The sequence below is a fragment of the Rhodococcus sp. DN22 genome, from assembly GCF_036669995.1.
In the GTDB taxonomy this organism is placed as follows: domain Bacteria; phylum Actinomycetota; class Actinomycetes; order Mycobacteriales; family Mycobacteriaceae; genus Rhodococcus_F; species Rhodococcus_F erythropolis.
Window position 1 is genome coordinate 5,335,247 of the sequence record NZ_CP133326.1, and the last position, 13,088, is coordinate 5,348,334.

Genomic DNA, 13,088 nt, shown 5'->3' on the forward strand with positions numbered 1-13,088 from the left:
CAATTCCTGTATCGAACTGACGTCGGCGCACTAGATATCGACGACGAGGCGTGCGATGAGTGAGCTGGCCTCCTAGGAAGCGTCGCCGCCCTCGGTCAGATGACGCTGCGCCTCGGGAAGTTCACGGCCGTGATGTGCCATGGCCTGCGCATACAGGCGGCCGGCGCGGTACGACGAGCGAACCAACGGACCGGCCATGACGCCGGCGAAGCCCATCTCTTCTGCAGCCTTCGAGTGTGCGACGAACTCCTCGGGCTTGACCCACCGCTCGACGGGGTGGTGCCGGGGCGAGGGGCGCAGGTACTGGGTGATGGTGAGGATGTCGCAACCGGCGGCGTGGAGATCTGCCATCGCCTCGGTGACCTCTTCAGGGGTTTCGCCCATGCCGAGGATCAGGTTGGACTTGGTGACCAGTCCGTAGTCGCGTGCTGCGGTGATGACGTCGAGGCTGCGCTGGTACCGGAACGCCGGACGGATCCGCTTGAAGATGCGGGGGACGGTCTCGAGGTTGTGTGCGAGGACCTCGGGGCGTGAGGCGAAGACCTCGTCGAGCAGTTCGGGCTTGCCGTTGAAGTCCGGAACCAGGTTCTCGACGCCGGTGCCCGGGTTGAGTTCGTGGATCTTGCGGACGGTCTCGGCGTAGAGCCAGGCGCCGCCGTCGGGGAGGTCGTCGCGGGCGACGCCGGTGATCGTGGAGTACCGAAGGCCCATGGCCTGAACGCTTTCCGCGACGCGACGGGGCTCGTCGCGGTCGAGGGCTTCGGGCTTGCCGGTGTCGATCTGGCAGAAGTCGCAGCGGCGTGTGCACTGCTCGCCGCCGATCAGGAACGTGGCTTCGCGGTCTTCCCAGCACTCGTAGATGTTGGGGCAGCCCGCTTCCTCGCAGACGGTGTGCAAACCTTCACGCTTGACCAGGCCCTCGAGCTCCGTGTACTCGGGGCCCATCTTTGCTCGGGTCTTGATCCAGTTGGGTTTGCGTTCGATGGGCGTCTCCGCGTTTCGGATCTCGAGACGGAGCAGCTTGCGCCCCTCCCCGGTGGTTCGATTGTCGTGCGTCACGACTTTCCTCCAAGCATTCGTTGGGTCTCTGTCATCGCGTGAGCACAAAAGATGCGGCAAGGTGACTGCCTTCCAAGGCTGCAACTGCGCGGGTGATCAATGGTGTCACCAAGGCCGACACATCGCCGAATCTATTTGTGCTCGAGAGCCATTCGCGTCTCTCATCGCACAGTTCGAGCACACGTGCAGCAACCTCGAGAAACCCCACCGAGTAGAACCACGGCAACACGCGTGTATCGACATCGAAGGTAACTGACCTTCGATACCGGGACAACAACTGCTCGAATGCCGGGTATCCGAAATGAACTGAAGGGCAACCCGATACAACGCTGCGAATTCCTCTCAAACCTGCCCAGAAAACGTAAGCGATACCAACGTCCAACAGCGGGTCACCGAAACCTACTCGACGCCAATCTGTCACTGCGCGCAATAGTGGGGAGTCGGCGAGGTCGAAAATCGTTCGATCCAGACGATATTCGCCGTGGAGCAAGCAGGGCTTCTGCGGCGCCGGCACCGATCGCGCGAGGGAATCGAGGAGCGCGTTCAACGCAGGCCTCACACTCAATTCGTGCCGAGCGAGCCTTATTCCAATCTCGGACAAGTAGTTGTGCAGTTCCCCGCACATCCCGGGGAGAGCACTCACACCGTTGAGGCCGACTTCGAGCGAATGAATCCCGGCAAGCGTGTCGGCAAATGAGTTCGCTACCAGGCTTCTCGCGCCGATCTCGACGTCGGCTAACTGAATGTCGGTCCGGAGAGATGATCCATGCACCCGTCGAGAGACGACCAATCCAGAGACTTCGTCCCGGTAGACAAGGAGAGGTACTGGAATGCTGCTCTTTTCGAGCATGTGCAGCGCAGTGGCCTCCGCTCGAATTCCTCGTGTTCCAAGACTGTCATCACTGCTCGACGAACAGCGCAAGATCCATGCTCCTTCACCGCTGGTCAAGGAGTAGGCCTGACCCGGCGGCGAACTGGAAACCTTGTTAGCACTGAATCGCGAGTACCGATCCAACTCGCCACAGTCGATCAGACGCCGTCGAATCTCACCGATATCGAATGGGAGTTGCATTCCCACCAGTTATCCCCATTCGGCATCGATTCGTCATTCGTGAAACCCGGACCGCTATCGATGAAGGCGCAATTCTCGTGACGCGACAACCATCCGATGAACCTCGTCAGCGCCGTCGATGAAACGCATGGTCCGAGCCTGCGCCCACAACATCGCCAGCGGATAGTCTTGCGTCATTCCGCCGGCGCCGTGCACTTGAATTGCCTTGTCGATCACCCAACCCACAGCATCCGGGGCAGCCACCTTGATAGCCGAAATTTCCGTACGCGCCTCACGCGCCCCAACTGTGTCGATCAACCACGCAGTCCGCAGAACGAACAACCGCAACTGATCGATCTTCACACGGGACTGCGCAATCCAATGCTGAATGATCCCCTGATCCGCCAAAGACCTACCAAAGGCCTCACGCTCGTTCGCCCGGCGGCACATCAACTCGATCGCACGCTCTGCCATCCCGATCATGCGCATGCAGTGATGAATGCGCCCCGGACCAAGCCTGGCCTGCGCCAACGCTTGCCCCCGACCACGCTCGCCGAGCATGTGGTCCTTGGGAACAAGCACGTCCTCGAAATGCACCTCCGCGTGACCGCCATGGGCACCGTGAGTGAAGCCGAACATCTTCAGCCCCCGGACAATACGCACGCCGGGAGTCTCACGCGGAATCAGAACCAAACTGTGGCGCGACCGCGGATCCGCATCAGGATCTGACACCCCCATCACGATCAACAACGCACAATCGCTGCTCATCGCGCCGGTCGACCACCACTTACGTCCATTGATCCTCCAACAATCACCCTCATCAGTGATTGAGCAGGTCAAGTTCGCGGGATCAGACGACGACACATCCGGCTCCGTCATGCAATACGCCGACCTGATGTCACCGTTCAACAACGGATCGAGCCACCGATGTTTCTGCGCCTCAGTCCCGAACAGCGTCAGCAACTCCATGTTCCCGGTATCGGGCGGGTTGCAGTTGAACGCTTCCGGCGCAACCTCAGGACTCCAACCCGTTACCTCGGCCAACGGTGCGTACTGCAGATTCGACAGTCCCGCACCACGCGGATCGTGCGGAAGAAACAAATTCCACAACCCCCGCGCCTTCGCGTGTTCCTTCAGCTCCGCCATCACCGCCGGACGCTCCCACTGCCGATCCCCAGCTTCCGGGTTGTCGTGGAAGAAATGCTCTGCAGGAAAAACGAACTCGTCCATGAATGCCGACGCGAGTTCCTTCAAATCAATAGTCTTCGCGTCGAACTCGAAGTCCATGTCACACACCTTCACCCTTCGTGGGCCGAGTACGACCGAGATCAGAAATTACTGTTTCACAACAATTTTCGGCTACGCAAGTGCCGAGAGCCCGCGCTCTGCCAAAGGAACGACCATCGAGCCGATGTCCTCGAAACCGTCGCCGACTGTTTCCCCATTGACGAAGCGAAGATGGATGCCTTCCAGAATCACTGCCATCTTGTAGAATGCGAAGCTCGAATACCACTGCAGCGCATCGGTATCGAACCCGGTACCTAGGGAATATCTTTCGACAAGGTCGTCGAACGAGGGGAAACCCTCATGCGCAGAGGGCGTCCCGGCAATCGGATTATCGATACCCGCCCATCCCGACCAGAACAGATGGACTAAACCCAAGTCTGTCAACGGATCACCCAGTGTTGACATCTCCCAATCCAGCACTCCGACAATGTCCGACGGGGCACCTAACCGAACAATCATGTTGTCGAATCGAAAGTCGCCGTGAACGATCGAGGTTGCAGACTGCCCCGGAATCGACGACGCGACCCGCGCCCCCAGTTTTTCCAACATCGGAAGATCGCGGGACTTCGACGACGCCAACTGCTTGCTCCATCGCCGTACCTGGCGCTCGAGGTAACCCTCCGGCCTACCGAAACCAGACAAACCCAGGCTACGAAAGTCTTGCGTGTGCAGTGCAGCCAGGCAATCGACGTAGCGATGCGCCAACTCGGAGCGATTGCCCTCGTCCACGGAAGCGAAGTCGTCATCGGTTCGCAACACCTGACCTTCGATCTTGTCCATGACGTAGAAACTTCCACCCGATGTCGCGTCGAACTCCTCGGAGAACACGATCCGCGGAACCGGGACAGCACTTTCCGCGAGGGCTCGCTGAACGGTCACTTCCCGACCCATGTCGTGAGCAGTCTCCAGACGGTGACCGATCGGCGGACGACGCAGAATCCATCTTCTCGACTTACTCGCCAACTCGAACGTCAGGTTGGATCGACCGCCTGCCAATAGTCGCACAGTCAGTTCCTCGCCCGTACCCAACTCGCCCATCTCGACCAACCTGGACCGAACCAAGTCGGCGTTGAACTGCTCGCTCTCCGCTATTGATTCAACCTCATTCATTACAACGTCCTCATCCCATAGTCCGTTACTCGACGCCACAACGCACCACACCCGCACCGGCGGGCAGGTCGGGCCGAACCAAAACCTTCACGTGCTCTATCTCGTCACCCGCGGCCGGGCGCAGCGCAGAGAACACCTCACTCACCGCATCCAGCCCGGCAAAGCCCGTGACCATCAATCCCGGATCGAAACGACGCTCCACGATATGTTCGAAAGTTCGGGAAAACGCTTGGTACGTATGTTCTCCACGCCCCGGACCACCCACGAATTCCAAACTCACATTCTTGAGAATCCCGATTACGGGTCGAATCGACTCGTGCTCCATTGCCGATCCGACAATCACAATGCGTGTGAACGGTGGAACGACAGACATCAAGGAACCCAGTAGATTCCGCGCTCCGGATGCTTCGAAGACAAATACTTCGGTATCTGCCGGAATCATTCCTGCAAGTGTGCTCAGTGGATCCGAGTGCCTCGGATCGACTGCCACATCGGCCCCGTACGCCAAAGCCACAGTTCGTCGAAGTTCCGAAGGGTCGGATACGACGATGGGGTGAACGCCACGTTGCGCCAATTCGATGACTGCGCCGAGTCCCACAGGCCCGCAACCGGTCACCACTGCGGCGGCGCCGGCAACGATTCGTGAACGCAGCACGGCGTTAACACCAGTAGCGAGAGGTTCGGTCGCTGCAGCGGTAACCGGATCCACGTCCGGAGGGATGTGCAGGTGCCCTCCAGCCTGGATAACAACCCTTTCAGCCAGCCCTCCCGGCTTCGAATTGCAGTATCCGACTGTATGAGTCAATCCATCGTCGTCAACGACCCACGGCAGAACCACCAGACGGTCACCGACTGCGTAGTCGACCACTCCGGTTCCCAACTCGGTCACCGTTGCAGTGAACTCGTGTCCGAATACAACATCGTGCGCCGGATCGAACAGCGCTCCCGGCACGTCCGCCTCACGATGCGCAGCCAGGAAATCATCGGTGTGCTGCCAGGCCGAAAGATCACTGCCGCAGATCCCGGTGGCTATCGGCTCCACCAGAAGCTGATTCGGTCCCGGTGACGGCTCCGGAATGTCGGCAAGTATGACGTCTCCACCTCGAAGCACTGCTGCCCTCATCTGATGTCCTCACGTCGAGAAGTGCCTACGATTTTGTCGGCCATTGTTCGAGATACTTCTGTACGGACATCAGCGTGCGCAAGGCTTCGGCGCCGTCGAATGCCCTGTGGTCGAAGGTCAATCCGAGTCGTGCAATGGGCCTGATGGTGAGGAGCTCGGATTCACCGTCGACGCTCTTTCGCGCGACGGGGGTACGCACGATGGCTGGGAGACCGATCGAGGCAACTTGCGGACGAGTCAGGATCGGAGTCGAGACCACGCCGCCGACACTTCCCGAGTTGCTGATCGTAATTGTTCCGCCCGAAAGATCCTCCGGCTGCGCGGAACCCGAGAGTATCGCACTACTGGTCGCGACTATTGCGTCCGACAGTGCCTCCAGTTCGAGATTCTGCGCATCACGTATGACGGGGACGATCAGTCCGTCCGGAGTGTCCACGGCAATTCCCAGGTTGACAGTGTTCCATCGCACGAGGTGCTTGTCCGTGAACGTGGCATTGGCATCCGGGTGGTCTGCGAGCGCCCGGCACAGTGCGTGACCGACAAAGGGAAGGAAACTGAGTTTCCCTTCACCTCGAGCTGATCTCTCACGGTTGATCTTCGCTCGGGCTACTGAGACCGCAGTGAAATCGACATCAACCTGCGCCGTCAATTGAGGAGCCGTATTCCACGATTCTGTCAGATTCTTGGCGATTGCCCTACGCAGGCGAGTGTGTTCGATAGCCGTGTAGGTCACCGCCTCGTATCCGGCGGGAATCGCCACGGTGTCAGCATCTTCCGGTACTCGATCCCTGGCTCCCGGCAAGAATTCGCTCTTGCTCTCCAGCGACATATCAGTCGAGCCCGAATCGAGGCGGAGGCGTCGACTTCCTTCGGGCGGACGATTGACCGGAGAGAACCACGACGCAGCCAACACCAGTGAATCGTTGGGTGGGCGAGAACCCTCGGCGGCGACTGTCGGGGCCGCGCTCTCGAGAGCCCGATCCGGCGAGATCGGGAACGGACCCGCGATCGGACCCGATGTCGGCGCCGCCGGCGCGACATCTTCACCGACTGCATCTTCACCGGCAATGGCTTGCGCGACGGCTACCGGGTCGGCGTCGAGTGAGGCAAATCGAGCAATGACGTCACCGACAGGAACCTCCTGATCCACTGCGGCAACGTAGCTGATGAGGATTCCCGAAGTTGGCGAGTCGACTTCGGTGTCGACCTTGTCGGTCGACACCTCACAAAGCGGATCGCCCTCGGCGACCCTGTCCCCAGGCTTGAGCAGCCATTCGGTGAGCAACGCGAATTCCACCGACCCCATGTGGGGCATGTGGACGTCGAATAGTGTGAGCATGGTGAATGTCCTCGTAGTCGAGTAATTAGTCGCGAACCAGGTGACGGGCCGTCTCGATGATGTCGGAAACACTTGGGAAGCAATGATCTTCGAGGAACCGACTCGCCGGAATAGGCGCATCCACAGAACCGAGACGCGCGATCGGAGCGTGGAGCCAGTAGAAGCAACGCTCCTGGATGAGCGCAGCGATCTCGGCGCCAGGACCAGCGGTTCTCGGCGCCTCGTGAACGATCATCGCCCGCCCGGTCCGCATCACCGACGCGATGATCGTGTCGTGGTCCAGCGGAACCAGCGTCTGCAGGTCGACGACCTCGAGTTCGATACCCTCCGCAGCCAGCACGAGTGCTGCTTCGAGCGAGCGAGGCACCATACATCCATAGCTGATGACGGTCACTGTGTCGCCACGCCGTGGAATCGATGCTTTACCCAAGGGCATTACGTACTCGGGATCGGTGAATACCTCACCCCGTTTGAAGTTGAGCTGCTTGCTTGGGTAGTACAGAACAGGATTTGGGTCCCGGATTGCGGCCTTGAGTAGGGCTTTCGCGTTGGCAGGATTGGACGGGACAACTGCTTTGAGTCCCGGAAAATGCATCGGTAGCATCTCCATCGAACCCGAATGTTCTGGTCCTGCACCACCGCTCGGCCCGATCGGCATGATGATCACAGCGGGAAGTTCGAATTGACCACCGTGCATATGGCGCCACTTACCCAGTTTCTGAAAGATCTCGTCCCCGGCGATCAAACTGAAGTCTGCAAACCCCAACTGAACGATCGGACGCATTCCGGTCATGGCGGCACCGGCAGCTGCACCCACCATGAATGCTTCGGTGATTCCGGTGTTTCGGATCCTGTCCAGGCCGAATTCCTCTACCAGGCCTCGGGTTCCGCCGAAGAACCCGCCTGAGGCAATGTCCTGCCCCATGAGAAACACCGAGGGGTCACGGCGCATCTCTTCGGCAATCGCCGCACCCTGTGCGGCCTCGTAGCTTTGCACCGTAGTTTCCGGAGCCGTGCGGTTGACAGACGTGTCGTCAGTGATAGTCATGCAAAAACGTCCTTCATGATAACGGAGGGGTCAGGCAAAGGAGCGGCTTCTGCCTCGGCGAGCGCTTCGGCAACTTCCGCACGTGCTGCGGCGACGATCTGGTCGGCCAGTGAAGCATCGAGTCGAGAACGCATGATGTCCAACGGATCTCGGTACGTCGACAGGAAGTCTTCCGGGCGATACTTCTGCGCGTCGCCTTCCCAGTGTCCGCCGACCCGGGTGACGACTGCCTCGATCAACGACGGCCCATGACCATCGCGCGCTCGATCGATCGCGGTCTGTGTCGCATGGTAGACAGCGACGGCGTCGTGACCGTCGACGCGAACTCCCGGAATCCCGTATGCAGACGCCCGTTCGGCGATAGTGCTTGTCGGACTTACAGACTCAAAAGAGGTGGTTACCGAGATTCCATTGTTCTCACAGAAGTAGACCAGCGGTAGTTTCCACCGCGATGCCTCGAGCAGAGTTTCATGGAAGGTGCCACGTGCCGCCGTTCCGTCGCCGAAGTCAGCCAGCGCAACTTGCCCGGTGCCTCTCATTTGCGCCGACAACGCCGCGCCTGCTGCCACCGGATACACCGATCCGAGCGTCGCCCCCTCCCCCATGATTCCGAGCGCCGGATCTGCCCAGTGAGGAACCCCGGCGCCTTTTCCGCCGGTAGAACCTGTCACTTTTCCAAGCAGGTCACCGATGATCGGCCCCATCGCCATCCCTTTGGCAAGCGGCCATGTGGCTCCTCTTCCCTGATAGAACAGATAGTCGTCGTCTCGCATGGCTGCCACCGCTCCAGCGACAGCACCTTCCTGCCCTTTGCCCGGATGCCAAAATCCGGCAAATCCGTGGTCCCGGATGTGAATCTGCACCGCGTCCTCGATCGCACGCGCACGGGCCATGACGGTGAAAATGTCGATCGCCAACCGTGGGTCGAGTGACTCCGGTTCCACTACTTCGGTCAGCTGTTCGCTTGTGTGCGTGGCCATTCCGATCTCCTTCTGACAGTCCGACATGCAAGTACGAGGTTCGCGCCTTTGACAACCCGGCATCGATTGCCATTCGTGTGGCTGCTGTCACATCACCATATGTGGATCAAATGATTCAATCAAGTGCATTCTCTAAATCGACTGAGATCTACTCAGACATCACCGGGTCAGCAGGCCGGAAATCAGGCCGCGACATCGCGATATGATGGGGTCAACAAACCGAAAGGTTGCGGAAATGCCACGATCCAGTCCACGCGACGGCGCAGCAACTCGCCGTGCTCTGATCGACTCAGCGGCAAAGCTGTTCGCAGCAGAGGGAGTCGAGGCCGTCTCGATTCGAGCGATCAATGCCGAAGCCGGATTGGGAGCAGCGTCCGCGCACTATCATTTCGGATCCAAGGACGCGATCCTCGACGCCGTCCTCCTCGACTCCGGCGCCGAAGTGCTCGCGCACATTCATCGCCTGGCCAAGAACATGGTCGATTCCGACACCGTTCCGACAGCGAGGCAGATCGTCGATCTCCTGGCACTGCCGTATCGCCAGTTCCTCGATCAGGAACCTGACAAAGGTGTTCGGTGGCTGACTATTTGTGGCCAACTCAGCCTCGCCAACGATCCTCGGCTATTCCCCGTCAAGGACGACACAGCAGAGTTGCTGCGCAAACTACTCGAACGCGCCTACCCCTCAGCCGACGACACCGCGATCGAACTGAACTGGTCACTCACCGTGAACACGCTGATCGTGATGGCGGCACGATGGTCGGACGCAAGCATCGAGGGATCTCGCGCGCTATCCAACGGTCGATTCGACACACTGGCGGATTTTGTCGCAGGCGGACTCGAGTCACTCATGGATCCAACCCGGACCTAGCTTTGTGGATGGATCTTCCCGGGTAGGGTTGCGGATCCACCACCCACAGAACGCGCCGTCTCCGTGCGCGCTTTTGCAATTTTCTCGGGAAAAATTTAGTGGATCACTTGACAGAATCAATCGATCCATTTTACTGTGCCTCACATCACAAAATGCTTCAGTGGGTCTGCACACTCGCCGCGCCGACTGTCCCGCTCACTGCCCCGTCTTCCCGTCAGAAAGATGCAGGAGCCACGATGACCGCTCCATCCACGGATAATCCTTCCTCGACTCCATCGGAGTCTTCCTCCGAAAACCCCACTCTCGCGATAGAAGGCGTGGGAAATCGATCAACCGCCGGCTGGGTCGGAATCCTCCTGATCCTCTGCCTTCTGTCCGAAGAAGTCGCATACGCGTTCAATCTGGTGACGCCTGCACTCCCCAGCATGGCCGGTTCATTCGAGACCTCGAACATCGCTTGGGTGTCAACACTGTTCACACTCTCCGGCGCTATCAGCGCACCGTTGATCGGCAAGCTCGCAGATCGAGACGGCAAGAAGAAATGGCTTCTGATCGCAACCGCCTGCATGGCAACAGGCTCGCTGATCGTCGCAATCGCGCCGACCTTTTCCGTAGTACTAGTCGGTCGTACCGTTGAAGGACTCGGTCTTGCAATCGTGCCGATAACCTACTCGCTGATGCGCGACATCTTCCCGAAGCGGATGCTGGCGATGGCGGTCAGCATGACAACCGCTGGAATTGGTGTCACCACGATCACCGGTCCTGTCATTGCCGGAGTTTTGATCGACAATTTCGGATTCCGCGGAGTGTTCTTCGCATTGGCACTCTTCCCTGTGCTCTTGGGTGCCTTGGTCATGCTCGTTGTTCCCGAGTCCCCGATCCGAGTGAAAACGTCCATCGACTGGGTTGGTGGGATCATGCTCGGGCTCTCGATCGCACTCCTCCTGTACTGCATCGGCGAAGGCGGAACGTGGGGCTGGACGTCGTGGAAGACACTTCTCTGCGCCATCGCCGCGGTGGCAATTTTCATCGGATGGGCTCGATACGAAAAGCGAATCGAGAACCCACTGATCGACATTGCGGTGCTGCGTGGTCGCGCTGTCGTGACGACACTGGTCGCGCAATTTACCGGCCAGGCCGTCATCGTTCTCCAATTCGTCTTGTTGTCCTTCATCGTTCAGACACCCATCGCCCTCGGCGTTACCTACGGGTTGGGGGAAAGCGCAAGCTACATGGCGCGGTTGACCACACCGGCCGGCGTGGCCACCGTCGCAATGGGGTTGCTTGTCGGCATAATCGCAGAACGTCGGGGCGCACGCCTGCCGAACTGGATCGGCTTCGCCTTGATGGCGATCGGCTCCGCATCACTCGCCCTCTCCCACAAGGAATTCTGGCCGATACTGTTGGGATACTTGGTATATGCATTCGGGGCCGGTCTGATCAGTGCGGCAATACCCAACCTGGTGATCGCCGCCGCGCCGGTTCGACTGCAGGCCGTCACAGCCTCGACGGTCAATGTGGTGGGATCCGTCGGCAGTGCTGTTGCTGTACAGATTGGTTTTGCCATCCTCGCCCTGAACATTGCAACGGTTGCCGACGGAACGCCTATTTACGCTGGAATTGGCTACACAACAGTCTATTTCGTTGCAGCAGGTCTGGCGATAGTCGGACTCGCCGCGACTCTCCTCATGCCGCACGGCCGAAAGCCCCAGTCTGTGGAAGCACTGACCTGATCTGAATCGACTATCTGAGAATTATCGTGACCTCACACTATGACGTCGTTGTCCTCGGAGCCGGCCCCGGTGGGTACGTCGCTGCTATCCGCGCGGCACAACTGGGCCTGAGCACCGCCATCATCGAGCAGAAGTACTGGGGCGGTGTATGCCTGAATGTCGGCTGCATTCCGTCCAAGGCGCTTCTCCGTAACGCCGAACTCGCGCACATCTTCACGAAAGAAGCGAAGACGTTCGGCATGTCCGGAGACGTGTCCTTCGATTTCGGCTCCGCTTTCGATCGCAGCCGCAAGGTCGCGGACGGGCGAGTCAAGGGCATTCACTTCTTGATGAAGAAGAACAAGATCCCGGAGTACGACGGCAAGGGCACGTTCGTCGACGCCAACACCATCAGCGTGGAGCTGAGCAAGGGTGGCACCGAGACGATCACGTTCGACAACGCGATCATCGCGACGGGTTCGTACACCAAGCTGCTGCCCGGCACCTCGCTGAGCGAGAACGTCGTGACCTACGAAGAGCAGATCCTCACCCGTGACCTTCCGGGTTCGATCCTGATCGTCGGTGCCGGCGCGATCGGCATGGAGTTCGGTTACGTCCTCAAGAACTACGGCGTCGACGTTACGATCGTCGAGTTCCTCGATCGGGCACTGCCCAACGAGGACGCCGACGTCTCGAAGGAAATCGCCAAGCAGTACAAGAAGCTCGGCGTCACCATCAAGACCGGTGCCGCTGTGCAGTCCATCAGCGACGACGGCAGCAAGGTCACCGTCTCGATCAAGGACAACAAGTCCGGCGAGATCGAGACCGTGGTCGTCGACAAGGTTCTGCAGTCCGTCGGCTTCGCACCGCGCGTGGAGGGCTTCGGTCTCGAGAACACCGGTGTCGCGTTGACCGATCGCGGCGCCATCGCGATCGACGACTACATGCGCACCAACGTCCCGCACATCTTCGCCATCGGTGACGTCACCGCCAAGCTGCAGCTCGCGCACGTCGCAGAAGCTCAGGCTGTCGTCGCTGCCGAGACCATCGGCGGCGCGGAGACGCAGACACTCGGTGACTACCGGATGATGCCGCGTGCGACGTTCTGTCAGCCGCAGGTCGCCTCGTTCGGTTTGACCGAGGAGCAGGCCAAGGCCGAGGGCTACGACGTCAAGGTCGCGAACTTCCCGTTCGCTGCCAACGGCAAGGCACACGGTCTCGGTGACCCGACCGGTTTCGTCAAGCTGATCGCCGACAAGAAGTACGGCGAACTGCTCGGCGGGCACCTCATCGGACCGGACGTTTCGGAACTGCTGCCCGAGCTGACCTTGGCCCAGAAGTGGGACCTCACGGTCAACGAGTTGGCACGCAACGTCCACACCCACCCCACGCTCAGTGAGGCACTGCAGGAAGCGATCCACGGCCTCGCCGGCCACATGATCAACCTCTGAAGAACTCCGATCGATCAGAAAGTAGTAGACCTCAGTGACATCTACTGGCAGTACTGA

General features: G+C 59.6%; 11 protein-coding genes. 3 read left to right on the forward strand and 8 right to left on the reverse strand.

The genetic code is table 11. The features are described 5' to 3' along the window. Positions 1 to 72 precede the first annotated feature (72 nt). From lipA to RA302_RS24475, 8 genes are all read right to left on the reverse strand, one after another. Positions 73 to 1,059: a lipoyl synthase gene (gene lipA, locus RA302_RS24440; RefSeq protein WP_070159868.1), complete on the reverse strand. Its 987-nt coding sequence runs from the start codon at positions 1,057 to 1,059 to the stop codon at positions 73 to 75. A gap of 31 nt (positions 1,060 to 1,090) precedes the next feature. Further along, positions 1,091 to 2,131 (reverse strand): phosphotransferase family protein, encoded by a 1,041-nt coding sequence (locus RA302_RS24445; protein ID WP_030538057.1) that lies wholly within the window; start codon positions 2,129 to 2,131, stop codon positions 1,091 to 1,093. Between the two features lie 54 nt (positions 2,132 to 2,185). Continuing rightward, the gene (locus RA302_RS24450; RefSeq protein WP_030538056.1) at positions 2,186 to 3,397 is read right to left on the reverse strand and encodes an acyl-CoA dehydrogenase family protein; all 1,212 of its coding nucleotides are present in this window, start codon (positions 3,395 to 3,397) and stop codon (positions 2,186 to 2,188) included. Positions 3,398 to 3,469: 72 nt separating this feature from the next. After that, positions 3,470 to 4,507, reverse strand: a complete 1,038-nt coding sequence (locus tag RA302_RS24455; protein ID WP_030538055.1) for a phosphotransferase family protein — start codon at positions 4,505 to 4,507, stop codon at positions 3,470 to 3,472. Positions 4,508 to 4,532: 25 nt separating this feature from the next. Continuing rightward, positions 4,533 to 5,630 (reverse strand): alcohol dehydrogenase catalytic domain-containing protein, encoded by a 1,098-nt coding sequence (locus tag RA302_RS24460; protein ID WP_007735420.1) that lies wholly within the window; start codon positions 5,628 to 5,630, stop codon positions 4,533 to 4,535. Positions 5,631 to 5,655: 25 nt separating this feature from the next. Next, on the reverse strand, positions 5,656 to 6,969 hold the full coding sequence (locus RA302_RS24465) for a dihydrolipoamide acetyltransferase family protein (protein ID WP_030538054.1): 1,314 nt from the start codon (positions 6,967 to 6,969) through the stop codon (positions 5,656 to 5,658). A 25-nt stretch (positions 6,970 to 6,994) separates the two neighbouring features. Further along, a complete protein-coding gene (locus RA302_RS24470; protein ID WP_007735418.1) occupies positions 6,995 to 8,017 on the reverse strand; it encodes a transketolase C-terminal domain-containing protein in 1,023 nt (340 codons plus the stop codon). Next, positions 8,014 to 8,997, reverse strand: a complete 984-nt coding sequence (locus RA302_RS24475; RefSeq protein WP_030538053.1) for a thiamine pyrophosphate-dependent dehydrogenase E1 component subunit alpha — start codon at positions 8,995 to 8,997, stop codon at positions 8,014 to 8,016. The genes RA302_RS24470 and RA302_RS24475 overlap by 4 nt, the downstream gene beginning before the upstream one ends. Before the next feature lie 235 nt (positions 8,998 to 9,232). On the opposite strand from RA302_RS24475, the gene RA302_RS24480 reads away from it, so the two are divergent. The 3 genes from RA302_RS24480 to lpdA all read left to right on the forward strand — a co-directional run bounded on the left by RA302_RS24480 (position 9,233) and on the right by lpdA (position 13,031). Then, positions 9,233 to 9,868, forward strand: a complete 636-nt coding sequence (locus tag RA302_RS24480) for a TetR/AcrR family transcriptional regulator (protein ID WP_037127430.1) — start codon at positions 9,233 to 9,235, stop codon at positions 9,866 to 9,868. A 236-nt stretch (positions 9,869 to 10,104) separates the two neighbouring features. Continuing rightward, positions 10,105 to 11,601 (forward strand): MFS transporter, encoded by a 1,497-nt coding sequence (locus RA302_RS24485; RefSeq protein ID WP_230587729.1) that lies wholly within the window; start codon positions 10,105 to 10,107, stop codon positions 11,599 to 11,601. A 26-nt stretch (positions 11,602 to 11,627) separates the two neighbouring features. After that, complete coding sequence (gene lpdA / locus RA302_RS24490) at positions 11,628 to 13,031, forward strand: dihydrolipoyl dehydrogenase (protein WP_047269781.1); 1,404 nt, start codon at positions 11,628 to 11,630, stop codon at positions 13,029 to 13,031. The last annotated feature ends 57 nt before the right edge of the window (positions 13,032 to 13,088 follow it).

What these genes read in the sequence shown, in the direction of transcription:
- RA302_RS24455 (WP_030538055.1), bottom strand. Translation starts at nt 4,507, where the DNA reads ATGAATGAGGTTGAATCAATAGCGGAGAGCGAGCAGTTCAACGCCGAC.
- RA302_RS24480 (WP_037127430.1), top strand. Translation starts at nt 9,233, where the DNA reads ATGCCACGATCCAGTCCACGCGACGGCGCAGCAACTCGCCGTGCTCTG.
- RA302_RS24445 (WP_030538057.1), bottom strand. Translation starts at nt 2,131, where the DNA reads ATGCAACTCCCATTCGATATCGGTGAGATTCGACGGCGTCTGATCGAC.
- RA302_RS24485 (WP_230587729.1), top strand. Translation starts at nt 10,105, where the DNA reads ATGACCGCTCCATCCACGGATAATCCTTCCTCGACTCCATCGGAGTCT.
- RA302_RS24465 (WP_030538054.1), bottom strand. Translation starts at nt 6,969, where the DNA reads ATGCTCACACTATTCGACGTCCACATGCCCCACATGGGGTCGGTGGAA.
- RA302_RS24460 (WP_007735420.1), bottom strand. Translation starts at nt 5,630, where the DNA reads ATGAGGGCAGCAGTGCTTCGAGGTGGAGACGTCATACTTGCCGACATT.
- RA302_RS24470 (WP_007735418.1), bottom strand. Translation starts at nt 8,017, where the DNA reads ATGACTATCACTGACGACACGTCTGTCAACCGCACGGCTCCGGAAACT.
- RA302_RS24450 (WP_030538056.1), bottom strand. Translation starts at nt 3,397, where the DNA reads ATGGACTTCGAGTTCGACGCGAAGACTATTGATTTGAAGGAACTCGCG.
- RA302_RS24475 (WP_030538053.1), bottom strand. Translation starts at nt 8,997, where the DNA reads ATGGCCACGCACACAAGCGAACAGCTGACCGAAGTAGTGGAACCGGAG.